Source organism: Micromonospora sp. NPDC005979, assembly GCF_040614415.1.
In the GTDB taxonomy this organism is placed as follows: Bacteria; Actinomycetota; Actinomycetes; order Mycobacteriales; family Micromonosporaceae; genus Micromonospora.
The window spans coordinates 89,844-112,992 of record NZ_JBEXUR010000019.1 but is presented as its reverse complement, the minus strand read 5'-3'; the positions used below and the strand labels follow the sequence as shown (position 1 = coordinate 112,992).

Below are 23,149 nucleotides of genomic sequence, written 5' to 3'. Positions count from 1 at the left end.
ATTATCCACCCATGGGCCCCCGCCCGGGGGGCTCCCCCCACCCACACCCCACCGCCCAGGGGGCGCACCGCCCGGCCGACCGGCCGACCGCGGGGGCGGCCGACCGGTCGGCCGCCCGGTCGATCCCGGGACCGAAAACGGCCCGCGCCCTATACGGGCGCGGGCCGGGTGAACCTGCTTCGTCCTACTTGGACGGCTCGGGCAGCTTACAGTCGATCTTGGGGTTGGCCCCGATGTAGTTCAACGGTCCGGCCACGATCGTGACCAGGATCGTGCCCGCCTCGGCGCAGTTGGTGTCGTCGCCGCTGTAGTAGCCCCGCTGGCCGGCGGCGACCGCGCCGATCACCAGCCAGATAACGACGATGACTCCGAGTATCGAGGTGCCGCGCATCGCTGCCTCCTGAAGGAATGTGGTGGAGCTGAGGTGCACGCGTTGTACCCAATCGGGTCGCGCCGCTAACGGTGGACGCGTCGCACCCCCGCCGCATCGTCCGTCCGGCCGATGCCGGCATCGGCCGCCCGCACGAGGTCTCCCCGCGCGGCTATCGGATCGCCGACCGACCCGGCCGCCGCGCGGGGCATCGGACGTAGAACTGCTTCACGGCCCGCCGAGGAGGACCCATGGACGTCCCGACACCATCGCTCTACGTCGACCGCCCCGACGACGTCGCGGTCGCCGCCCGCGCGCTCGCCCGAGGCGCGGTCGTCGCGGTGGCGTTCGCCAACGTCTACGCCCTCGTCGCCCGCCCGGACCCGGCCACCGTCCGCCGGGTGAACCTGGCCAAGGGCCGGGCCGTCGACCAGGTCGGCAGCATCACCACCGCGATCGGACGTATCCCGGGGATGTTCGACTGGTCCCGCATCTCGCCCCGGTTGCCGGTCGGCCGGGTACGGGCCCTGATGGACGCCCTCTACGGTGCCGGACCGTTCGGCTTCCGGGGTCCGGCCGCCGAGCGGCTGCCCGACCACCTCACCCAGGTCGACTGCGGACTGCGGACCGCCCAGGTCATCGCTCCCGGCCTCACCTGCCCGTCCAACATGTTCTTCGAGCGGGCGCTCGCCGAGGCCGGCACCGACCACCTCTACATCACGTCGGCGAACCGGTCCCGGCACCACACCGGCGCCGCCGACGAGCCGGCCCACTGGAAGGCCGGCGCGCTCGCCGCCGACTTCGCCCACCTGCGCGACCTGGTGGTGCTCGCCCACCCGGACGAGGCGGTGGCCCGCGCCGCCTACCCGGGCTACCTCACCACCTCGGTGACCCTGCTCTCCTTCCACGCGCCGGTCGGTGAGCTGGAGGAGCCGCCGGTGCTGACCGTGGACCGGCACGGCTCGCTGCACGTCGACGACGTACGCCGGGCCGCCGTGCCGCTGGGCCTCCAGGTGCGCCTCGGCAACACCGCCGGGCAGCGGCTACAGGCCCGGGGGTACGCGGGCGCGCTGGTGTGACCGCCCGCCGCGTCAGTGCGGCGGTCGTGGGGACTCCGGCGGTTTGCCGTGGCTCCGGAGATGGTCCGCGTAGGCGACCCCGGCCAGCACCAGCATCGCGCCGAACGAGGCGGCCAGCGGTGGCAGGTACATCACCGCGGGCGCGATCGTCAGCAACGCGAGGAGCCCGCCGGCCCGTGACGGCGACACCCGGCTGAACACCTCGTACTCGAACGAGGACCGGCCGACCAGGAACAGCGCAGGGCCGCCGAGGATCACCGCCACCCAGGCCGGCGGCGTACGTCCCGGGTGGTCGTGCAGCACCAGGTCGAACCCGGAGGCCGTGGTCACCACCCCGGCGATCATCAGCAGGTGGGTGTAGGGGGCGGTGAACAGGAACTTGCCCGGCGCGCCGGACATCTTGATGGCCGCCGGCAACAGTTGGCCGGACTTGTGGACGTAGATCCGCCAGAGCAGCAGGGTGGTCCCGAACGCCACCGCGAACGAGGCGATGTTCTGGGCCTCGGTGTGCGCCAGGTCGAACATGGTGCCGATGGTCAGGACGGCGTCGCCGAGCGCGATGATGAAGAACTGCTGGTACCGCTCGGACAGGTGCTCGGCCGTGACGTTGCGCTGAGGCTCCGGCACCACCCCGAGCCCCGGCACCGGGTACGCGAGCCGGAAGCCGGTGTAGTCGATGGCCAGCGCGATGGCCCAGCACGCCAGCCGGGCGTCACCGGCGACGAACGCGCCGATGATCCAGGGGATCGCCGACACGACGAACCAGGTGAAGATGCGCAACGCCCGGCGCTGGGTCTGTGGTTGGCGACGCACGGCCGGCATCAGGAACAGCCCGCGCCCCAGGTGGATGGCCACGTACGTGCCGGCGAAGACGATGCCGCGCGCGTTGAAAGCCTCCGGGATCGCGGTGGTCATCAGCAGCGCGCCGAACATGACCGAGGCGATCAGCAGCTTGATCTCGGTCCGTTCCGGGTCGTACAGATCGGTGACGAGGGTGGTGATCGCCCACGTCCACCAGACGGCGGCCAGCAGGATCAACGCCTGTCCGGCGCGGTGCCAGTCGAGCTGGTCGACCATGCCGCGCGAGATGAGCGCGAGCGCGACCACGAACACCAGGTCGAAGAAGAGTTCGAGCAGCGTCACCCGGCGGGGGGAATCCGGGTCGCGTACCGGTGGTCGCGTCTTGCCCGGCCCGGGCTCCGGCGCGGAGAACTGCACGCTCGCTCCTGCGGTGCCGGTCGACTCGGCGGGCCGTCCGGCCCACCTCGACCGACGCTAGCCAGCGACCCACCCCGCCACCTCGGGATTCGTGCCACCGTCCCCCGACCGGGCGGTCGGTCGACCCGCGTCCCGGCCTCCGTCGGCGCTCGGAACGAGCGAACCCCCGGACGTCCGCGCGGACGTCCGGGGGTTCACGGTGGTGCGTCAGCCCTGGTCGCCGCCGGGCAGGACGGCGCTCGCCGCGTCGCCGGCGCCGGCCAGCACCCGAGCCTGCTGGGGCCAGGTGGCCAGCGCGGGCGCGGCGCGCAGGCCGGCGGTCCGGATCAGGTCGCGCAGCGCCGGCTCGTCCAGCTCGCCGAGCTGGCGGTAGGTGCGCACTCCGGCCGCCTGCAACGCGGCCGCCATCTTCGGCCCCACGCCCTGGATCCGGCGGAAGTCGTCCGCCGGGCCCGTCGGGTCGGTGTCCGCCGTGGCCGCCGGGATCGGCGGGGCGTCGGCCGCGCGGACCGGCGGCGTGGCCCGCGCCGGCTCGGCCTCGTCGACGTCCGCCGCCGGCAGGCCGGCCGCGACCGCCGGGGTCGTGTCGGCCGGCGTCGTTCCGGTGTACGCGCTCTCGGCGGCATCGGCGTCGGCCTGCTCGTCCGGCGCGGCCGGGACGGTCTCGGCCGGGGTGGCGTCAGTGGCGGTCGGCGTGGCGTCGATCGGCTCGACCGGCGTGGTGTCGACCGGCTCGATCGGGGTGGTGTCGACCGGCGTGGTGTCGATCGGCTCGACCGGCGTGGTGTCGATCGGCTCTGCGGCGGTGGGCTCGTCCGACGGAGTGTCGGTGCGGTCGTCCAGCGGCTGGCGCGGGGCGACCACCGTCGCCGGGGCGGGCTGCTCGTCGACCGCGTCGGTCCGGTCGTCGGCCGGAACGGCCGGCGGGGCTTCGGTGAGGGCCATGTCGCCGGGGTCGACGGCGTCCGGCGCGGAATCGTCCGACGTGGTCACGGTGGCCGGCGCGCTGACCGTGTCGACCGGGGTCGGCTCGTCGGCGACCGCCACGGGAGCGGGGTCGATGGTCGCCGCCGTCCGTGCCTCGTCGGTCGTGGCCGGCGGCTCCGGGCTGGTGACCACGGCCAGACCGGCGACGGGATCACCGTCCACGATGGGCTGTGCGGCGGCCCCCGCGCCCTGCCGGCCGCGCAGCAACCATCCGGCGGCCAGGCCCAGCAACACCGCCACGACCACTATCAGCGAGTGTCCGATAGACCACTCCACGGCGAACCTCCTTCTCACCTCGTCGAGAAAGTCACGAGAAAAACTCGCCGCAGCTTCGCACACGCGATCGGACGACGACAGACAGGACCGGTCGTACGGCCCGCGTCGACGTCCACCACCTCGCGGGGTGCCTGACGGGTGACGCAGCGTCGCGCCCACCAGCGCCGACGTCGCGGCCGGCACGAGGCGACCCGGGTACGACGCTCGCACGTCGTACCCGGGTCGGTGGGTGCCGCGGTCAGTCCTCGTCGCCCTCGTAGGTGTGGAAGTCGTCGACGAAACGGCGTCGCAGAGGCGGCACCCGACTGGTCACTCCGAAGTAGCCGCGCGCGCCGAGCAGGGCGAGACGGCCCACCACCGGGCGGTACATCCGGTCCTCGCCGTTGGTGCCGCTGCGGTTCAGCGATTCGGCGACCCGGGCGAAGCCGTACGGCACCATGGTGGCTTCGTAGTCCGCCACGGCCTGCACGAGCGTCTTGTCCCCGGCGGCGGCGCCGGTGAGCTGCTGGCAGAGCAGGCGGGCGTCGCGTAGCGCGGTGTTCGCCCCCACCCCGCGCCCCGGGGTCATCGTGTGGATGGCGTCCCCGAGCAGGGTGACGGTGCTGCTCTTCCAGGGTGGCGTCGGCTCGGACGTGCTCACCCTGATCGGCAGGACACTGCCCGGATCGCTGATCCGCAACAGTTCCCGCAGGTCCGGGTGCCAGTTCGGGGTCAGGTCCAGCGCGACCCGCTTCAGGTCCTCGCCCCGGCGTTCCAGGACGTCGGACGGGAACCGACGGGCGGTGCTCCAGATGATGAGGTTGATGTAGTCGGCGCTGGTGTGCTCGGACAGGCCGGACCAGGCCCGCAGCAGGGCCGCGTCGTCGTCGCCGACGCCGGGCTTGATCGTCCGGTTCGCGTCCCACTTGAACTCCATCACGTGCAGCACGCCCATCGTGCCGCCGGCGCCGAAGATCAGCGAGATGCCCTTGGCGACGCGCTCGGGCACGAGACCGTGGGTCTGCGCGGTCAGCGGGATGCGGGTGGCGATGTTGATCGTTCCGGCGTCCCGGATGACCGCGTGTGGCAGGTACTGGCGGCGTACCGCCGAGTGCGTGCCGTCCGCCGCCACCAGCACGTCGCCGGTGGCGGTGGTCCCGTCGGCGAAGTGGGCGGTGACCGTGCCGTCGTCGTGCTGCTCGTACCGGACGAAGGTCTTGTCGAAGTGCACCACGTCGGCCAGGCCGGTCAACAGCACCTGGCGCAGCACCATCCGGGCCACCGAGTGTTCCGTCCGCACGGGATCGACGGCCGGTCGCAGCTCGAACGACGCGGTCTCGCGCAGCCGCTGCGTGACGACGTTGAAGTAGCTCGGCGGCCGCGCGCAGGTCGCCAGGAACGTGGCGAACAGTTGGGGTGGCAGGCAGTCGCGCAGTGCCCGGCTGCCGGTGGGACCGATGCCTACCCGGTATCCGAGCAGCCCTTCTCCGCTGTGCCGGTGCCGCTCGTAGACGGCGACGCTGATGCCGGCGCGGCGCAGCCCGTGCGCCAGGCACAGGCCGCCGGTGCCGGCGCCGATGACCAGGACGTGCGGTCCGGTGGTGGACATGTCAGCCGGCCGGGTGGGGCGCCGCCACGTCGGCCGCGTCCCAGCGGTAGAAGCACTCGGCGATGGCGTCCTTCGGGGAGCGCCAGGTCGACAGGTACGGCGAGGTGTGCGCCGCGAGCCTTTCGTTGACCTGCTGGAACAGCGGATGGTTCCGGGCGGCGGCGAGGGCGCCCGGATTGACGTCCGAGGTCTCGATGAGGTGCACGAACACGTCGTGCAGGCCGTACAGGGACCGGTGCGTGACGCCGGTGAGGCCGGGCAGTTCGGTGGCGTCGGACTCGGCGAAGATCTGGGCGACCCGCCCCTCCGCGCCCGGGATGATCCGGCTGACGATCAGTAGACGACTCATGGGACCCCTTCCGCCGGTGGCCGATCCCGACCCGCAGGCCGGTGGTCACGTGCTCGATGCGGTCACCGTGCCGCAGGCCGTGTCACGTCACCGTCACGTGCGCCGACCGGCCGGTGACGGCCGTACGGTGGTGTCCCGGCCGACGGCGGGGCGGGTGGCCGCCCGGATCGGGGCGAGCGTGTCGTCGAGCAGGGCGCTCATCGCCGGGCTGGGTTCGAGGCGCAGCTCGCGGCGCAGCAGGTCCCGGTAGACGTAGAAGGCGTGCACGGCCTCGAAGGCGTTGCCCTCGGCGAGGTGGATGCGGACCACCAGCCGGTGCGGTGTCTCGCGCAGCGGTTCGGCGGCCATCGCCTCCAACGCGGCCTCCAACGCCTCGCCGTGCCGCCCCGCGGCGAGGTGCTGGGCGGACACCTGCTCCAGCATGTGCAGACGCAGTTGCCGTAGCCGTTCCCGGTCCAGCAACACCCAGTCGTCGTACCAGCCGGGCAGCAGGTCGTGCCGGCCGGCGACGAGCGCCCCGGCGGTGGTCCGCGGGTCGTCGCCGTTGCGGACGCGCTCGGCCGTCCCGACGAGGTCGTCCACGTCGAGACGGACGGCCGGGGACAGCCGGACGGTGTCGCCGGCCACCACCATCGGGCAGCACGGGTCCTGCCGCAGCCGCCACAGCGCGGTCCGCAGCGACGACAGCGCCCGCTCCTCCGACACGTCGGGCCAGAGCAGTCCGGCGAGCTGGCTGCGGGTGGCGCCGGGGCGCAGCCCGATCAGGGCGATCACCCGTTGCAGTCCGCGCGGCACCACGATGTGCGCGGTGGCGTGCAGGAGGCGGAAGCCACCGAGCAGGTGCAGCGAGAGGTCGCCCTCGCCGGGACCCTCGACGGTCGGCACGGACGGATCAGCGGCCACGGCGGCACCCCCTGTGGAACGCTCGTCCCGACTGTCTGCTGTGTCCCGGATCGGCTGCCCGCGTCGCCACCGTCGGCTCCGTCGATGGAATCCGACCACGGCTGTCCAGGCGCGGCGCCACCCGCCGGGCTGACCACCGTGAAGATTATCAATTACGGTCACGGTGAGTCAACGCCCGCGTTGGCCCTATCTCGCCCATGAAATCGCTTCTGAACTGCAAAAACGTCGATCCTTCGAGCCGTGTCGCACAAGGGACGCATAGCTCATACACAGGTTGCGTCAACGCAGCGTCACCGTTGGGCGTCGCCGGTCGATCCGTCGCGGTGACGCCGCCGTGACGACGACTGCCGCATCGTGGCGGCAGTCGTCCAGCGCGTCCGAGCCTCATTCGGCCGACCCGGACGCCGTGGGGGGAGGCCCAGTCATGGACCGATCGCTGATCATCGCGAAGGTCGTACCGACCGCGCAGGCGCAGGTCGCCGAAATCTTCGCCGAGTCGGACGCGACCGAGCTGCCGCGCCTGGTCGGCGTCCGGCACCGCGCGCTGTACCGGCTGCACGACCTCTACGTGCACCTGCTCGAGACCGAGCAGCCGGCGCAGCCCGCGGTGGAGGCCGCCCGGGGCCACCCCGAGTTCATCCGGGTCAGCGACCGGCTCCGGCCGTACGTCTCGCCGTACCTGCCGACCTGGCGCTCCCCGCGCGACGCGATGGCGCGCTGCTTCTACCGGTTCGACGCCCCGGACGCCGGAGGGCGCTCGTGACCGCCGCCGCGGGGCAGGAGGAGCAACTCTGGTCCCGGTGCGCCGGCTGCGCGAGCCTGCTCTACCGCAAGCGGCTCCGTCGCAACCTGGACGTCTGCCCGGAGTGCGGTGAGCACTCCCGACTCGGCGCGCCGGAGCGGCTGCGGCAACTCGTCGACCCGGGCTCCCTGCGCCTGCTGCCCGACCGGATACCCGAGGCGGACCCGCTGAACTTCGTCGACGTGCTCCCGTACCCGCACCGGCTCACCGCCGCGCGGGCCGCCACCGGCCTGCCCGAGGCTGTCCTCTGCGGCACCGCCACCATCGGCGGGCACCCGGCCGCCCTGGCGGTGATGGACTTCCGCTTCCTCGGCGGCAGCCTCGGCGCCGCGGTGGGCGAGCTGATCACCCGCACCGCCGAGCGGGCGCTCGACGACCGGGTGCCGCTCATCCTGGTCACCGCGTCCGGCGGCGCACGGATGCAGGAGGGCGCCCTGTCGCTGATGCAGATGGCCACGGTCAGCCAGGCGATCGCCGCCCTGCGCGAGGCGGGCCTGCTCACCGTCAGCGTGCTCACCGACCCGACCTACGGCGGTGTGGCGGCGTCCTTCGCCACCAACACCGACCTGGTGCTCGCCGAGAGCGGCGCCCGGATGGGCTTCGCCGGTCCACGGGTGATCCGTCAGATCACCGGTCGGGCCCTGCCGGAGGGGTTCCAGACCGCCGACTTCCTGCTGCGCCACGGGCAGGTCGACATGGTGGTGCAGCGCCGGTCGCTACGCGGTCGACTGGCGGCGCTGCTGGCCGCGGCCCGCACCCGCCGTCCGGCGCGGGCGTCCGTACCCCGGCAGGAGCCGGCGCGACACCACGAGCGTCTGGCGGACGCGGTCCCGCCGGCGGTGGCCGACGGGCAGCGACCGCCCGCGGCGGCGGCCGACGACGGCACGCAGCCGGCGGTACGCGACGCGTGGGACACCGTGCGCACGGCCCGCCATCCCGGCCGACCCACCACCCTGGACTACCTGGACTCGGTCTTTGACGGGTTCGTCGAGTTGCACGGCGACCGGCTCGGCGGGGACTGCCCGGCCATCGTGGGCGGGATCGCCCGGCTGGCCGGGCGGCACGTGATGGTGATCGGCCACCAGAAGGGGCACACCACCGCCGAACTGGTCGCCCGCAACTTCGGCATGGCCAGCCCGGCCGGGCACCGCAAGGCGTTGCGGCTGATGCGTCTCGCCGCACGACTCGGCCTGCCGGTGGTCACCCTCGTCGACACGCCCGGCGCGGACCCGGGGATCAGCGCCGAGGAGCAGGGGCAGGCGGCGGCGATCGCGGAGAACATCCTCACTCTCACCGTGCTGCCGACCCCCGTCGTCACGGTGATCACCGGCGAGGGCGGCAGCGGCGGCGCGCTGGCCCTCGGCGTCGCCGACCGGGTGCTGATGCTCCAACACGCCGTCTACTCGGTGATCAGCCCGGAGGGCTGCGCCGCCATCCTCTGGCCGGACCGCTCCGCCGCCCCGCAGGCGGCCCGCGCGCTGCGGCTGACCGCGCCCGACCTGTGTCGCCTCGGCGTCGTCGACGAGATCGTCCCCGAGCCGGCGACGGCAGCCCACGACGACCCGGCCGAGACCGCCCGGCGGCTGCGCGCCGCCCTGCTGGCCAATCTGGTGCCGCTGCTGGACGTGCCGCCCGCGATGCTGGTCCGCCTGCGACGGCAGCGCTTCCGTCGGTTCGGCGGCACCCGCGCCGGCACCCAGGCGGGTGCCCGATGACGGCCGGCGCGACGGTGTCCACCGCCGACGGCCCGAACGGCCGGGCGGACGTCGACGGGCGCCTCCCGGCGGACGGGCTCGACGCGGACGGCGAGGAGGTGCTGGCCGGGCTACGCCGACAGGCCCGGCACCTGCTCGCCGAGCTGGCCGGGCCGGTACGTCGGATCCGGCTGCGCAGCGGGGCGACCGTGCTCGAGATCGAGTGGCATCCGGACGAGCCGGCCGGCGGCTCGGTCGTACCTCCGGCTCTGCCGGCGACGGCCGCCACGCCGCCGCCGAGCGCGGCCGCGCCCGGTCCGCCGGCCGCGCTGATCCGCCCCCCGGTTCCTGGCCGCGCCGCGATCCGGGCGCCGATCGTCGGCACGTTCTACCGCGCGCCGGAGCCGGGCGCGCGGCCGTTCGTCGCGGTCGGCGACCTGGTTCGCCCCGGTCAGCCGGTGGCGATCGTCGAGGCCATGAAGTTGATGAACGAGGTGAGCGCCGACCGGGCCGGCCGGGTGGTCGCGATCCTCGTCGAGGACGGTCAGCCGGTGGAGTACGACCAGCCACTGGTCGAACTGGATCCGGCCTGACGGCGGGGATGGCCATGTTCGAGACCGTCCTGATCGCCAACCGGGGCGAGATCGCCCTGCGGGTGTTGCGGGCCTGCCGGGAACTCGGCGTCCGTACCGCGGTGGTCTACTCCGCCGCCGACGCGGACTCCGCGGCCGTCCGCCTCGCCGACCAGGCCGTCCGGATCGGACCGGCGTCCAGTCGGCGCAGCTACCTCAACGCCGCCGCGATCGTGGAGGCCGCCCGCCAGGTGGGCGCGCAGGCCGTCCACCCCGGGTACGGGTTCCTCTCCGAGGACGCCGACTTCGCCGAGATCTGCGCGGACAACGGCCTGACGTTCATCGGCCCACCGCCGGCGGTGATGGCGGCACTGGCCGACAAGTCCTCGGCCCGGGCCCTGATGAGCCGGGCCGGACTGCCGCTGCCGGCGGGCAGCGTCGCGCCGGTGGCCACCGCCGCGGCGGCGGCCGAGGTCGCCGACTCCGTCGGCTACCCGGTGATCGTCAAGGCCGCCGCCGGGGGCGGCGGCCGGGGGATGACCGTGGTACGCCGTCCGGCCGAGCTGGCCCGGGCGTACGCGCGGACGCGGGCCGCCGCCCAGGCCGCCTTCGGCGACGACCGGGTGTACGTCGAGCGCTACCTCACCGAGGCCCGGCACGTCGAGGTGCAGGTGCTCTGCGACGCCCACGGCAACGGCGTGCACCTGGGCACCCGGGACTGCTCGGTGCAGCGCCGGCACCAGAAACTCGTCGAGGAGGCCCCCGCCCCCGCGTTGTCCGCCGGGACGCTCGACTCCATCGCCGAGACCGCGCTGCGGGGCGCGCTGGAAGTGGGCTTCGTCGGCGCCGGCACCCTGGAGTTCCTGGTCGACGCCGAGGAACGCTTCCACTTCCTGGAGATCAACTGTCGGATCCAGGTGGAGCACCCGGTCACCGAGATGGTCACCGGGATCGACCTGGTGCACGAGCAACTGCACATCGCGGCCGGCGTGCCGCTTCGGTGGCGGCAGGAGGAGATACAACTGCGCGGCGTCTCCGTGGAGTGCCGCGTGAACACCGAGGACCCGTCACGCGGCTTCGCCCCCACCCCCGGACGGCTCGAGCGGTTCACCCCGCCGGGCGGCCCGTTCACCCGGGTGGACACCCACGCCCGCGCCGGCTACCTGGTCGGCCCCTGGTACGACTCCCTGCTGGCCAAGGTCGTGGTCTGGGCGCCGGACCGGGAGTCGGCGCTCAACCGGCTGGAACGCGCCCTGTACGAGTTCGACATCGCCGGTCCGGGTGTGCACACCACCATCCCGTTCGTCCGGCGGGTGCTCGACGACGCCGGGTTCCGCAAGGGCCGCTACACCACCGGACTCGTGGACCGCCTGCTCGCCGCGCCCGCGTCGCGGCCGGCGGCCACCCCCACACCCCGCGCCGCGCCCGCCGCGGAGCCCGACGTAACCCACAGGAGGACCCGATGACCGTCACCCATGGTCGCCCGATGACCGCCGAGATCACCGACATCCTGGTGGCGCACTGCGGCCTGGACGCCGAGGCCGCGGCCCGCACGCCCGCCGCGTCGCTGGAGGAACTCGGCATGGACTCGCTCGCCCTGCTGGAACTCTCGGCGGTCGTCGCCGACCGGTGGCAGGTGAGCATCCCCGAGCAGGCCGGGCAACTGAGCATCGCGGCGGTGGCCGACCTGGTCGCCCGCCGTACCGACCCGCCCGGACACACCGAGAACACCGTGGTCATCGACGCGCCGCTCCCGCTGGTCTGGGACGTCACCAACGACGTGGCGAACTGGACCGAGCTGTTCACCGAGTACGCCGTGGTGGAGATCCTGCACCGCGACGGGCTCACCGTACGGTTCCGGCTCACCATGTACCCGGACGAGAACGGGGTGGCGTGGAGCTGGGTCAGCGAGCGTACGGCCGACCCGGTGAGCCGTCAGGTACGGGCGCACCGGGTGGAGACCGGGCCGTTCGAGTACATGCGGATCCACTGGCGCTACGCCGAGGAGACCGGCGGCACCCGGATGACCTGGACGCAGGACTTCGCCATGAAGCCGACCGCGCCCGTCGACAACGCCGCCATGACCGAGCGGATCAACACCAACAGCGTCATCCAACTCGCGGTCATCAAGGACCGGGTGGAGCGGATCGCCCGGGACCGCGCCGGCCAGAGCGGCCCGCTCGGCGGCTCGGTTCCGGCGCAGGCCGGACCCGTCGACGGCGACGCCTCGACGCAGGCCGGTTCCGCCGCGGGGGAGGCCGGCGATGAGTGACCTGGGCACCCGGCTGATAGCGGCGTCGGACGTACCGGCGGACCGGCGACGCGGCGGTGAGTTGCGGGTGCTGTTGGGCCCCCGCACCGTCGGCAGCACCTCCGGCTTCCTCGGGGTGGCGACCCTCGCGCCCGGCGAGCGGATCGCCGAGCACTACCACCCCTACAGCGAGGAGTTCCTGTACGTGGCTCGCGGCGCGATCACGGTGGACCTGGACGACCAGCCCACGCAGGTGGCCACCGGCGAGGCGCTGTTCGTACCGGTCAACGTGCGGCACCGGCTTCGCAACACCGGCACGGAGCCGGCCGAGGTGGTCTTCCACCTGGGCCCGCTGGCCCCGCGCCCCGAGCTGGGGCACGTCGACACCGAACTCGTCGAACAGCGGGGCGGATCATGACCGGGCGTCGCACCGTGGTGACCGGCGTGGGCGTCGTCGCTCCCGGCGGCGCCAGCCGGGACCGGTTCTGGAAGACCATCACCGAGGGGCGTACGGCCACCCGGCGGATCAGCTTCTTCGACCCGTCGCCGTTCCGCTCGCAGATCGCCGCCGAGTGTGACTTCGACCCGGTCGCCGCCGGGCTCACCGACGCCGAGCGGCGGCGCGCCGACCGCTACGTGCAGTTCGCGCTGGCCTGCTCCACCGAGGCCATCGCGGACGCCGGCCTGGTGCTCGACGACGCCGAGCGGGACCGCGCCGGGGTGGTGCTCGGCACCGCCGTGGGCGGCACGATGGCCCTGGAAGAGGAGTACGTGCGGGTGAGCGAGCACGGTCGACGGTGGCTGGTGGACGCGGCGCTCGGCGGCCCGTACCTGTACCAGGCACTGGTGCCCAGCAGCCTGGCCGCCGACGTGGCCTGCCGGCACGGCCTGCACGGCCCCGCGCAGGTCGTCTCCACCGGCTGCACGTCCGGTATCGACGCCATCGGCTACGCCCACCAGATGATCGTGGACGGCGAGGCGGACATCGTGCTGGCCGGCGCGGCCGACTCGCCGATCTCACCGGTCACCGTCGCCTCGTTCGACGCGATCAAGGCGACCAGTCCCGACAATGACGACCCGGCGCACGCCTCCCGCCCGTTCGACGCCGACCGGCACGGATTCGTGCTGGCCGAGGGCGCGGCCGTGCTGGTGCTCGAGGAGGCCGAGCACGCCCGACGGCGGGCCGCCCACGTCTACTGCGAGGTCGCCGGCTACGCCAGCCGCAGCAACGGATTCCACATGACCGGACTGCGCCCCGACGGGCTGGAGATGGGCCTCGCCGTCAGCGACGCGCTGCGGCAGGGCCGGATCATCCCCGAGCAGGTCTCCTACATCAGCGCGCACGGCTCGGGCACCCGGCAGAACGACCGGCACGAGACGGCCGCGTTCAAGCGGGCGCTGGGCGAGGCCGCGTACCGGGTGCCGATCAGCTCCATCAAGTCGATGGTCGGGCACTCACTCGGGGCGATCGGGTCGATCGAGATGGCCGCCTGCGCTCTCGCGATCGAGTTCGGGGTGGTGCCGCCGACGGCCAACTGGAGCACCCGTGACCCCGAGTGCGACCTGGACTACGTACCCAACGAGGCGCGGGAGGTGCCGGTGAACGTGGCGCTGTCGGTGGGCAGCGGGTTCGGTGGCTTCCAGTCGGCGATGGTGTTCCGCCGACTTCCGGCGGCGGCGTGAGCACCGCCCGGGCGGTCGTCACCGGCATCGGTGTGGTCGCGCCCAGCGGCGTCGGCGCGGACGCGCACTGGCGTACCGTCCTGGCCGGCACCCGGCGCACCGGGCCGATCACGCTCTTCGACCCGGCCGGCTACCCCACCCGCCTGGGCGGCGAGGTGCCTGACTTCGCGGCCGAGTCCTACGCCGAGAGCCGGCAACTGGTCCAGACCGACCGATGGACACACCTCGGCTTCGCCGCCACCCGCCTCGCGCTGGCCGACGCCGGGCTGCCCGAGCGGGCGCCCGACCCGTACGGCTACGCGGTGGCCCTGGCCAGCTCGTCCGGGGGCAACCTGTTCGGGCAGCGGGAACTGCAACGGCTCTGGGGTGGGCCGTCGCGCACCGTCGGCGCGTACCAGTCGATCGCCTGGTTCTACGCGGCGAGCGTCGGACAGCTCTCCATCCACCACCAGTTCAAGGGGCCGAGCGGCGTGCTGGTCGCGGAGGCGGCCGGCGGGCTGGACAGCCTCGCGCACGCCGCCCGCGCGGTGCGCCGGGGGACGCCGGTGGTCATCGCCGGGGCGACCGAGTGTCCACTGAGCCCGTACGCCCTGGCCTGCCAGTTGCGCTCCGGGCTGCTCAGCGACGTCGCCGACCCGGAGCGGGCGTACCGGCCGTTCGACGCGACGGCCAGCGGCTACCTGCCGGCCGAGGGCGGCGCGGTGTTCGTGGTGGAGGAGTTGGGACACGCGGTGGCCCGGGGGGCCCGGATCTACGGCGAGGTCAGCGGTTGGGGGGCCACCCACGACGCCGCGCACACCACGGTCGACAGCGCCGGCGACCCGATCCAGTACGCGCGGGCGATGCGGTTGGCCCTCGACCGGGCGGGCGTCGCGTCGAGCGGCATCGACGTGGTGCTGCCCGACGCCCTCGGCGTGCCCCGCTACGACCGCAGCGAGGCCGCGGCGCTGCGCGCCGTGTTCGCCGACCGGCCGCCCCCGGTCACCACCCAGAAGCCGCTGACCGGCCGGGCCCACCAGGGCGGCTCGGCGCTGGACGTGGCCACCGCCCTGCTCGCGTTCGCGCACGACACGTTGCCCGCCTCGGCCGGCCCCGACGAGGTCGCCGACGGGTGCGAGCTGGACTTCCTGCGTGAGCATCGCCGGCCGCGCAGCCGGCTGGCGCTGGTCTGCGCGCGGGGCTTCGACGGGTTCAACAGCGCGCTGGTCCTGCGGGGCGCCGCGCCGACGGAAGGAGAGACGCCGTGAGCGAAGAGCGGGCCCGAGTGGTCTTCCTGGTCCGAGTGCCGGCGCCGCGCACGGAGGCGTTTCTGGCCGCGTACGAGCAGATCCGGCACCTGGTCGCCGACGGCGTGCCGGGGCACCTGGTGGACCAGGTGTGCCGCTCGTCGACCGACCCGGAGCAGTGGCTGATCACGAGCGAGTGGGCGAGCCTCGCCGACTTCGAGGCGTGGGAGCGCACCGAGGAGCACCGCGACCTGGTGCGGCCGATGCGGGAGTGCTTCACCGACGCCCGCTCGCTGCGCTTCCACATCCACGCCCAGACCCCGCAAGGCCTGCCGGACGAGACGCCTCTCGCGGCCGTTTGACTCCACACCAGGTCGCCGATGTGGGGGTATCCGAGCGCGCGGACGCCCCCACATCGGCGACCTGCAGACGATCAACTCGACCACCGCCGTGACCACCGGGAGCACGTAGGGTCCCAGGGCCATGAAGGTACTGATCTCCGTCGACCTGGAGGGCGTCTCAGGGATCGTGCACCCCACCGAGACGAATCCCGATCGGTACGACTACGAGCGCGGCCGGGCACTCATGACGGCCGAGGCGAACGCGGTGATCGCGGGCGTCCTCGATGCCGCACCCGACGCCGTGGTGTGGGTCGCCGACGCGCACGGGTCGTTCCGCAACATCCTGCCGGAGGACCTCGACCGCCGTGCCCACCTCGTGCGCGGCCAACCCCGGCCGCTGGGCATGCTGGCCGGCCTGGACGAGCACACGGATGCCGTCATGTTCATCGGTCATCACGCTCGTGCCGGTGCCGGCCCTGCCGTGTTGGCCCACACGATGAGTGCCGCCATCCTCGACGTACGCGTCGCGGGCCGGTCGCTGGGCGAGATCGGTCTCAACGCCGCGATGGCCGGACACGTGGACGCTCCGGTCGTCCTGCTCAGCGGGGACGACGCTGCCTGCGCCGAGTTCGGTGAACTGGTGCCCTCGGCGGTCACCGTCCCCGTCAAGCAGACCCTGAGCCAGGCCGCCGCGGTGGCCCTGCATCCGCAGGAGGCGCGCGAGCGGCTGCGTCGCGCTGCCGCCGATGCCGTCACCCGCCGCGCCTCGATTCCCCCGTGGACGATGGCCGGGCCGTTGGACGTGGAAGTCGATCTGTACGGCCCGTACATGGTCGACCTCGCGGTTCTGGTGCCGGGTGTGACCCGGGTCAGCGGCGGCCGGACGGTCGCCTTCCGTGCCGCTGACGTCGCCGAGGCGTACCGGCTTATGCACCTGCTCGTCCAGCTCGCCAGCATCACGCCGGGCTAAGGCGTGTTGCATGACCCGGTCAGAGCCACTCGGTGATGATCGTTATCGTGAGGACGGCTTGGAAGCGGACCCGCTCCTTCTGCCGATGCCCGTCGGTGCGAGCGCCGGCGGGTGCTGGTGGGCGCGGCTGGTCATCGAGTCCACGCTCACCGTCCAACCGATACGGCCAGTCGCGTCGCCGGCCGCCTGCAACGCCGACAGGATCTTGTCCCAGGTCCCGTCGCGCTGGTGGGTGAGTCGGAGTCCGAGCTGCCGGTAGGCCTCGGCCTTGTCGTCGGGGTCGATGGGGGCTTTCGCCTCTGCGGACAACTCGGGTCGCTTCTTCCGCCGGTCTCCTTATTCAACGTCGCGGTCATCAAGGCACCGCCTCACCAGGCACATCGGCCGGTGGGTCAGGTTGGAAGCCCGCCTGGATCCACAGGCCCGATTGAGCAATGCCTCTAGCAATCCCCCGACCCGTGATCATCGATATCCGTCCAGCTGATGATGACAACTCACTTTTGTAGTTCCCTGATCAACACTCTGTATAAATCTAGGAGGTTCAGTGGAACGAAGAAGATCCGTGTGGGCCCCGGTGTCTCGGATCCCGCGCCTGTCGCGTAGGCCCGCCGGGCGGATGCTTGCCGCCGGTTTGTCGTTGGTGTTGGCGGCGACGATGGCGGACTGGGTGGCCGCGCAGCCGGTCGCTGCGGCTCCGCAGCCGGCCGAGCGTGCTCAGGCCGAGCCGCAGGTGTTGGAGCGGCCGGATGAGGCGGCGGCGCTGGCGACGGCGCGGTTGACCAACAAGAAGGTCCAGATCACTGGGATGACGTCCGAGACGTCCGAGTTCTGGGCGTTGCCGAATGGGCGGGTGGAGGCGGAGGTCCACCTTGCCCCGGTGCGGATGCGGCGGAGCGGCGACTGGATTCCGGTGGACCTGGCCATGGCCGCCCAGCCGGACGGTTCGGTGGCACCGAAAGCCCATCCGGGCGACCTGCGGCTGTCTGGAGCACGGCCTGCCTCGTCCAATGGAGAACTGGCCTCGTTGGAGACCGGTAACGGTCGGATGGCTCTCGGTTGGAGCGGACGTCTCCCGGTGCCGATCATCGAGGGCGCGAAGGCTAAGTACCCCGAGGTGTTCCCTGGCGTGGACCTCGTGGTGGAGGCTACTCGGACCGGTGTCGAGACGTTCCTGGTGGTGAAGTCTCGCGAAGCGGCGGCTCACGTCGCTCAGGTGAGCATGCCCGTCACCGGTGAGGGACTGAAGTCGCTTGCTCGGGAAGCAAACGGCAACATCAAGTTCCGGGACAGCCGGGGTCGGCAGATCGCGTCATCCGCCGCCCCGGAGATGTGGGACGCCCACGTCGACGCGGGGGGCCAGCCAGCCGCGCGGAAGGTGGTCTCTGCCCAGGTCGGTGCCTTGACTGAGGTCAAGCACCAGGGTCGTCGTGCCGACTTCGGCCTGCGCCCGGACATGAAATGGCTGACCGCTCCCGAGCGGCAGTACCCGGTGGTCATCGACCCGCAGCTCAACCCGGTGTTGACGACGTTCGACACGTATGTGAAGCAGAACGACGGCGTCGACCGGGGTGGCGCCAACGACCTGCAATTGGGCCGTTCCTCGGACGGCCTCATCGCTCGCGCCCTGGCCCGCTGGGACACCACGGCCCTGGTGGGCAAGAAAATCAACTCCGCGACCATGTATTTCTGGAATTTCTGGTCGGGGACCTGCTCGGCGCGGTCGTGGGAACTCTGGTCGGTCGGGCCCGTCTCCGATGGGGTGCTCTGGGGCACCCAGCCGGCGTGGAACTACCGGGAGGCTACGTCGACGGCTACCAAGGGTCTCAACGCGACCTGCGACGACGGCTGGTCGTCCATCGTGGCTACGAGCTTCTTCCAACGCGCGGCTAATGTCGGTGACACGCGGGCCGATATGGGCATCCGGGCCACTTCGGAAACCGACACCACCGCCTTCAAGCAGTTCCGGTCTCGTAACGCGGTAGAGCCGGCCGAGGTGCCGTACGCGGTCGTCAACTACGACTCGTACACGACGGTCACTGCGCGGGCGACGGTGCCGTCGGTACCGTGTGCGACCGGGTCCAGCACCCCCTACGTGAACACGAGGACACCGCAGCTCCGGGCGCAGATCACCAGCCCCGGCGGGGGGCAGGTGAAGGCCGAGTTCGAGTGGCTGACCGGCGGTGGCACCCGGGTCGGTGGTGCGATCGTCGGGCCGGGCGCGTCGGGCTCGTGGCTGTCTGCCTCGGTGCCGGCCGGCGTCTTCGGCGAGGGTGGAACATATTCGTGGCGGGTCCGCGGGACCGACGGCTCGGTCGACGGGCCGTGGAGCGGGTACTGCGCGATGATCGTGGATACCGTCGCGCCGTCGGCGGCACCGTCAGTGGCGTCGACGACGTACCCACAGGGGCAGTGGGCCGGAGCGGCTGGGACGGCGGGTGACTTCACCTTCGGCGCCTCCGGTGTGGGCGACGTCGCCGCCTACGAGTACGGCCTGAACGTCAACCCGCCGAATCAGACCGTCAACGCGGCCAGCGTCGGCGCCAGCGCGACCGCCTCGATCACCCCGACCGCCGATGGGCCGCAGACGCTGTACGTGCGCTCGCGTGACCGCGCGGGCAACCAGTCGGCGATCCAGGCGTACACCTTCAGCGTCGGCTCCGGTGCGGTGACCTCGCCGAAGGAAGGCGACATCAGTGCGGCAAAGGTGGCCATCACTGGCGTGGGCCAAGCGGCCGCCACCGGTGTGACGTACCAGTGGCGGCGCGGCGACGCCGACGCGTGGGTGAACATCCCGTCCGGGCACGTCACCGTCGCTGCGGGCGGGGGCGCGGTGACCTGGCCGCTGCCGACCAGCGGCGGAGGTAACTTCCCCAAACTCAACTGGAACCTCGAGGCCACCCTCGCGGCGGCCGACGCGGAATCCATCCCCCGTAGTGGTCCGCTCCAGCTGCGCGGCACCTTCACCGGTGGCAGCGGAGGCACCTCCAGTACGGTGAAGATCAGTTTCGACCGGGACCAGGCGTCGGCGGCGGCCGAGGAGATCGGGCCTGGCTCGGTCAACCTCATCACCGGCAACTACACGGTGTCCGACACCGACGTCTCCGTCGACTCGTTCGGCAGCGACCTGACGCTCACCCGCTCGTACAACACGCGGCGGGCGGGCGAGACGGACGCGGCGAACATGTTCGGACCTGGATGGGTGTCCGGGGCCGTGGTCGAGGAGGCGGCGTCGCCCTACACGTCACTGACCGTGTACGGCTCACTGGTGCAGGTCGGTCTGCCGGAGGGTGACACGATCGGCTTCACCAAACGTAACGCCACCGTGTTCGATCCCGAGGTCGGGATGGAGTTCCTCAAACTGACCTACAACTCCACCGGCGACTCGTACGCGATGACGGACGAGGACGGCAACTCGGTGTTGTTCACCAGGGTCCCCGGGAGTGCTGCGGGCAAGTACTTCCCGACTTCGGTGACCGTGCCGGGCAGCAACCAGACCACGACGCTGGGCTGGGAGAAGGCCACCGTCGCCGGCAAGGAGGTCGTCCGGCCGACCCGGATGCTGGCTCCGGTGCAGGATGGGATCAACTGCACGACGTTGACCCGCGGCTGCCGGGCACTGACGTTCACCTACGCCACGACGACGACGGCGACCGGCACCGCTGAGCCGGCATGGGGCGACCACACCGGCCGGGTGAAGGAAATCTCCTTCACCGCCTGGGACCCGGACCTGGCCACACCCGCGATGCGTACCGTGCCGATGGCCCGGTACGCCTACGACAACGCTGGTCGGCTACGAGCGATGTGGGATCCGAGGCTCGACTGGAACGACGCCGGCACCCTACGGCAGCTGCGGGAGACCTACGACTACAACGCCGACGGGATCCTCAGCGTCATCAAGCCGGTCGCCGAGGAGCCGTGGCAGCTCAGCTATACCACCATCCCGGGCGACCCGGGGCTGGGCCGGCTGCACAAGGTGACCCGCTCGGCGCTCACCGCCGGAACCGCCATACAAACGGTGGTCTACAAGATTCCGGTGTTCGGCACCGGGGCGCCCTATGACCTCTCACCAGTACAGACCATCCGGTGGGCGCAGGCCGAAGCACCAACCGACGCCACCGCAATCTTCCCGGCCAACCAGGTACCGGACGGTAACCCGGCAGCGGGCAGCCTGCCGTCGTCGTACGAACGGGCGACGGTGACCTACCTCGATGCCAACGCCCGGGAAGTCAACACCGCCTCACCAGGGGGGCACATCGGTGCCACCTGGTACGACCAGTGGGGCAACACCATCCGCACACTGACCGCCGGCAACCGGGTCCGGGCCCTCAACACCGCCTCGTCGGACGACGCTGCGGCGGAGAGCCTACTCGCGCGTCGCTACTCCACCCTCAACATCTACTCCTCTGACGGGCAACGGCTCACCAGCACACAGGAGCCCGAGCACGACGTCATGCTGGCAAACGGCACCACCGTGCGTGGACGCAAGCACACCATGAGCACCTACGACCAGGGCGCACCGACCACGGGCGGCCCGTACAACCTGGTGACTACCCGAGTCGTCGCCGCCCGGATCTGGGACAGCAACGGCATCGAGACCGACGCCGACCAGAGGACCACCACCACCGCGTATGACTGGGCACTGCGCGACCCGACCGTGGTGACGGTGGACCCGGCTGGGCTGGCCCAGACCACGCGCACGACGTACGACCCGATCACCGCCCTGGTCACCTCGACCACGGCTCCGGCAGGCGGTGCCACGACCAACACGCCCGCCACCCAGATGACCATCTACTACCGGGCTACCTCCGGTTCCGGCTACAGCGAGTGTGACCTCAAGCCGGAGTGGTCCAACCTGCCCTGCCGGGTGCAGCCCGGCGGCCAAGCCGCCAGCGGGCCGGAACTACCGGCGACCACCACGACCTACGACATGTTGAACCAGCCGAGGGTGGTCACCGAGAAGACCAGCGCCGGCACGTTACGGACCACCACCACGACCTACGACAGCGCGGGCCGGGCGTACGAGACGAGCGTGGCCGCCGCCGGCTTGGGCACGGCAGTACCCATCAGCCGGAACGTCTACGAACCCGCAACCGGCCGCCTGCTGCGCAGGCAGCAGGTGGTCGGCGGACTGGCGACCGCCCAGGTGGAGAAGGGGTACGACAGCCTGGGCCGACAGACGTCGTACACCGACGCCGACGGAGTCACCTCGATCACCACGTATGACCTGCCCGGGCGGGTGGCGACCAGCAACGACGGCAAGGTCACCCGGACCTACACCTATGACGGTGGCGCCGAGCGGCGCGGCCTGCTCACCTCGGTCAACGACACGCAGGCCGGCGTCTTTTCCGGCAGCTACGACGCCGACGGCACACTGACAGCGGAGACCTGGCCGAACGGCGTTCAGGTGACCACGCAGACCGACGAGACGGGCACCCCGGTCGGCCTGACGTATGTCAAGCCGGGCTGCGCGGCCACCGACTGCACCCTGCATACCGAGTCGGTGGTGGAGTCGATGCACGGCCAATGGCGAGACCGGTCGTCCAGCCTTTCCAAGCAAAACTACAGCTACGACCAGGCTGGCCGGCTCGCTTCGATCCGGGACACCATCGGCGGGCAGTGCACCACCCGGTCGTACGGGCTCAGCACCTCGTCGAACCGCATGTCGATGAGCACCTACGGCCCAGGCGCAGACGGTGCCTGCCAGGCGACGACCCCGGCGTCGTCGCGAACGTGGACCTACGACACGGCAGACCGGGTCAACACCGCCGGTTACGTGTACGACGCGCTCGGCCGGACCACGACGCTGCCAGCGATCGACACGGCCATCTCCTCGGGTGGGAACGTAAGCCTCACGTATCACTCGACGGACCTGGTGGACACGATCACCCAGGGCGGACGAACGACCGATTACGTCCTGGACGTGACCGGTGAGCGAGTCCGTTCGTGGACCGACAACGCCAGCGGCACTGCCGTGCAATCGGTGCACCACTACGATGGAGACGAAGACAACCCGTCGTGGACGCAGGAGACCGCTGACCGGTTCACCCGACCCGTGTCGGGCCTGTCAGCGATGGCCGGCGTCTTCGACAGCGAGAGCGCCAAGGTCGACTGGCAGATCACCAACCTGCACGGAGACCTGGTCGCGACGATTCACGCCGACGACGAGGGTCTGTCGCGCACCAGCGAGGCCGACGAATACGGCACGCCGCGTAATCCAGACGACGTCGGGTCGAAGCGGTACGGCTGGCTCGGCGCCAAGCAGCGAGCAGCGGACACACCGTCAGGCATCGTCCTCATGGGCGTCCGCCTCTACAATCCGACCACCGGCCGCTTCCTCCAAGTCGACCCCGTTTACGGCGGCAGCGCCAACCCCTACGAATACTGCGGAGCCGACCCGGTCAACTGCTTCGACCTTGACGGAAAGCGAGCAGAATGCGGCTGTAGTAGCGACTACGGCTGGAAGAGGCCAGTAAAACGTTGGCTTCAGCGTGTGATCGATGGTGCCAAGCGCCTTAATAACAAAGTCACCAGATGGCAGGCCAAAACTGCGGCGCGAGGATTCCTTCGCGGGGCGAAGGGGGTCAGGTCAGCCTGGTCAGCCGCCGGACGAAGACTCTGGTCAAGCAAGTTCTTTGGTGTGCGAAGCAAGTGGTTCGGCAATCAGGGCGCCGGAAAGGGAGCGCGTGCAGGTCGCTTCAACGGACCTGGCAAGAAGGGCTGGCGTGTGGGGTGGAGTGTAAAGCCACGTGGGAACGGAGAATATGGCTGGATCTTCCGTGTCCGCACTGGCGGTGGGCGGAAGTGGGACATCATTAATGGACCGCGAACGTAGGAAATGGC

General features: G+C 71.7%; 18 protein-coding genes and 1 pseudogene. 12 read left to right on the top strand and 7 right to left on the bottom strand.

Annotated elements, in window-relative coordinates:
• Nucleotides 1-184 precede the first annotated feature (184 nt).
• On the bottom strand, nt 185-391 hold the full coding sequence (locus tag ABZ272_RS26865) for a hypothetical protein (protein ID WP_355052696.1): 207 nt from the start codon (nt 389-391) through the stop codon (nt 185-187).
• Nucleotides 392-621: 230 nt separating this feature from the next.
• Here ABZ272_RS26865 and ABZ272_RS26860 point away from each other — a divergent pair, with 230 nt between their 5' ends.
• Nucleotides 622-1,449: a hypothetical protein gene (locus tag ABZ272_RS26860; protein WP_355052695.1), complete on the top strand. Its 828-nt coding sequence runs from the start codon at nt 622-624 to the stop codon at nt 1,447-1,449.
• A 12-nt stretch (nt 1,450-1,461) separates the two neighbouring features.
• Here ABZ272_RS26860 and ABZ272_RS26855 read toward each other — a convergent pair whose 3' ends face one another.
• From ABZ272_RS26855 to ABZ272_RS26835, 5 genes are all read right to left on the bottom strand, one after another.
• The gene (locus ABZ272_RS26855; protein WP_355052694.1) at nt 1,462-2,667 is read right to left on the bottom strand and encodes a low temperature requirement protein A; all 1,206 of its coding nucleotides are present in this window, start codon (nt 2,665-2,667) and stop codon (nt 1,462-1,464) included.
• A 207-nt stretch (nt 2,668-2,874) separates the two neighbouring features.
• Nucleotides 2,875-3,930: a hypothetical protein gene (locus tag ABZ272_RS26850; RefSeq protein ID WP_355052693.1), complete on the bottom strand. Its 1,056-nt coding sequence runs from the start codon at nt 3,928-3,930 to the stop codon at nt 2,875-2,877.
• Between the two features lie 238 nt (nt 3,931-4,168).
• Nucleotides 4,169-5,518 carry an NAD(P)/FAD-dependent oxidoreductase gene (locus ABZ272_RS26845; RefSeq protein ID WP_355052692.1) on the bottom strand — a complete coding sequence of 450 codons (1,350 nt, stop codon included), beginning with the start codon at nt 5,516-5,518 and terminating at the stop codon, nt 4,169-4,171.
• A gap of 1 nt (nt 5,519) precedes the next feature.
• Nucleotides 5,520-5,867, bottom strand: a complete 348-nt coding sequence (locus ABZ272_RS26840; RefSeq protein ID WP_355052691.1) for a TcmI family type II polyketide cyclase — start codon at nt 5,865-5,867, stop codon at nt 5,520-5,522.
• Between the two features lie 93 nt (nt 5,868-5,960).
• The gene (locus ABZ272_RS26835; RefSeq protein WP_355052690.1) at nt 5,961-6,770 is read right to left on the bottom strand and encodes a BTAD domain-containing putative transcriptional regulator; all 810 of its coding nucleotides are present in this window, start codon (nt 6,768-6,770) and stop codon (nt 5,961-5,963) included.
• 424 nt (nt 6,771-7,194) lie between these two features.
• On the opposite strand from ABZ272_RS26835, the gene ABZ272_RS26830 reads away from it, so the two are divergent.
• From ABZ272_RS26830 to ABZ272_RS26785, 10 genes are all read left to right on the top strand, one after another.
• Entirely contained in the window at nt 7,195-7,533 is a 339-nt protein-coding gene (locus tag ABZ272_RS26830) for a TcmI family type II polyketide cyclase (protein ID WP_355052689.1), read from the top strand.
• Nucleotides 7,530-9,287, top strand: coding sequence for an acetyl-CoA carboxylase carboxyltransferase subunit alpha (locus ABZ272_RS26825; protein WP_355052688.1), 1,758 nt, complete (start codon nt 7,530-7,532; stop codon nt 9,285-9,287). The genes ABZ272_RS26830 and ABZ272_RS26825 overlap by 4 nt, the downstream gene beginning before the upstream one ends.
• Nucleotides 9,284-9,859, top strand: a complete 576-nt coding sequence (accB, locus tag ABZ272_RS26820) for an acetyl-CoA carboxylase biotin carboxyl carrier protein (RefSeq protein ID WP_355052687.1) — start codon at nt 9,284-9,286, stop codon at nt 9,857-9,859. Before ABZ272_RS26825 ends, accB begins: the two co-directional genes overlap by 4 nt.
• Before the next feature lie 14 nt (nt 9,860-9,873).
• Nucleotides 9,874-11,304 carry an acetyl-CoA carboxylase biotin carboxylase subunit gene (locus ABZ272_RS26815; protein WP_355052686.1) on the top strand — a complete coding sequence of 477 codons (1,431 nt, stop codon included), beginning with the start codon at nt 9,874-9,876 and terminating at the stop codon, nt 11,302-11,304.
• Nucleotides 11,301-12,110, top strand: coding sequence for an SRPBCC family protein (locus ABZ272_RS26810; protein ID WP_355052685.1), 810 nt, complete (start codon nt 11,301-11,303; stop codon nt 12,108-12,110). Before ABZ272_RS26815 ends, ABZ272_RS26810 begins: the two co-directional genes overlap by 4 nt.
• On the top strand, nt 12,103-12,507 hold the full coding sequence (locus ABZ272_RS26805; protein WP_355052684.1) for a cupin domain-containing protein: 405 nt from the start codon (nt 12,103-12,105) through the stop codon (nt 12,505-12,507). Before ABZ272_RS26810 ends, ABZ272_RS26805 begins: the two co-directional genes overlap by 8 nt.
• Nucleotides 12,504-13,772 (top strand): beta-ketoacyl-[acyl-carrier-protein] synthase family protein, encoded by a 1,269-nt coding sequence (locus ABZ272_RS26800; RefSeq protein ID WP_355052683.1) that lies wholly within the window; start codon nt 12,504-12,506, stop codon nt 13,770-13,772. Before ABZ272_RS26805 ends, ABZ272_RS26800 begins: the two co-directional genes overlap by 4 nt.
• Entirely contained in the window at nt 13,769-15,019 is a 1,251-nt protein-coding gene (locus tag ABZ272_RS26795) for a beta-ketoacyl synthase N-terminal-like domain-containing protein (protein WP_355052682.1), read from the top strand. The genes ABZ272_RS26800 and ABZ272_RS26795 overlap by 4 nt, the downstream gene beginning before the upstream one ends.
• Nucleotides 15,016-15,360, top strand: a complete 345-nt coding sequence (locus ABZ272_RS26790; protein ID WP_355052681.1) for an antibiotic biosynthesis monooxygenase family protein — start codon at nt 15,016-15,018, stop codon at nt 15,358-15,360. The genes ABZ272_RS26795 and ABZ272_RS26790 overlap by 4 nt, the downstream gene beginning before the upstream one ends.
• Before the next feature lie 121 nt (nt 15,361-15,481).
• Nucleotides 15,482-16,309 carry a M55 family metallopeptidase gene (locus tag ABZ272_RS26785; protein WP_355052680.1) on the top strand — a complete coding sequence of 276 codons (828 nt, stop codon included), beginning with the start codon at nt 15,482-15,484 and terminating at the stop codon, nt 16,307-16,309.
• Between the two features lie 111 nt (nt 16,310-16,420).
• Here ABZ272_RS26785 and ABZ272_RS26780 read toward each other — a convergent pair.
• Nucleotides 16,421-16,531 (bottom strand): annotated as a pseudogene (locus tag ABZ272_RS26780) (IS5/IS1182 family transposase); the annotation flags it as partial.
• 394 nt (nt 16,532-16,925) lie between these two features.
• Between ABZ272_RS26780 and ABZ272_RS26775 the strand changes: the two are divergent.
• Nucleotides 16,926-23,141, top strand: coding sequence for an RHS repeat-associated core domain-containing protein (locus ABZ272_RS26775; protein WP_355052679.1), 6,216 nt, complete (start codon nt 16,926-16,928; stop codon nt 23,139-23,141).
• Nucleotides 23,142-23,149: the final 8 nt, after the last annotated feature.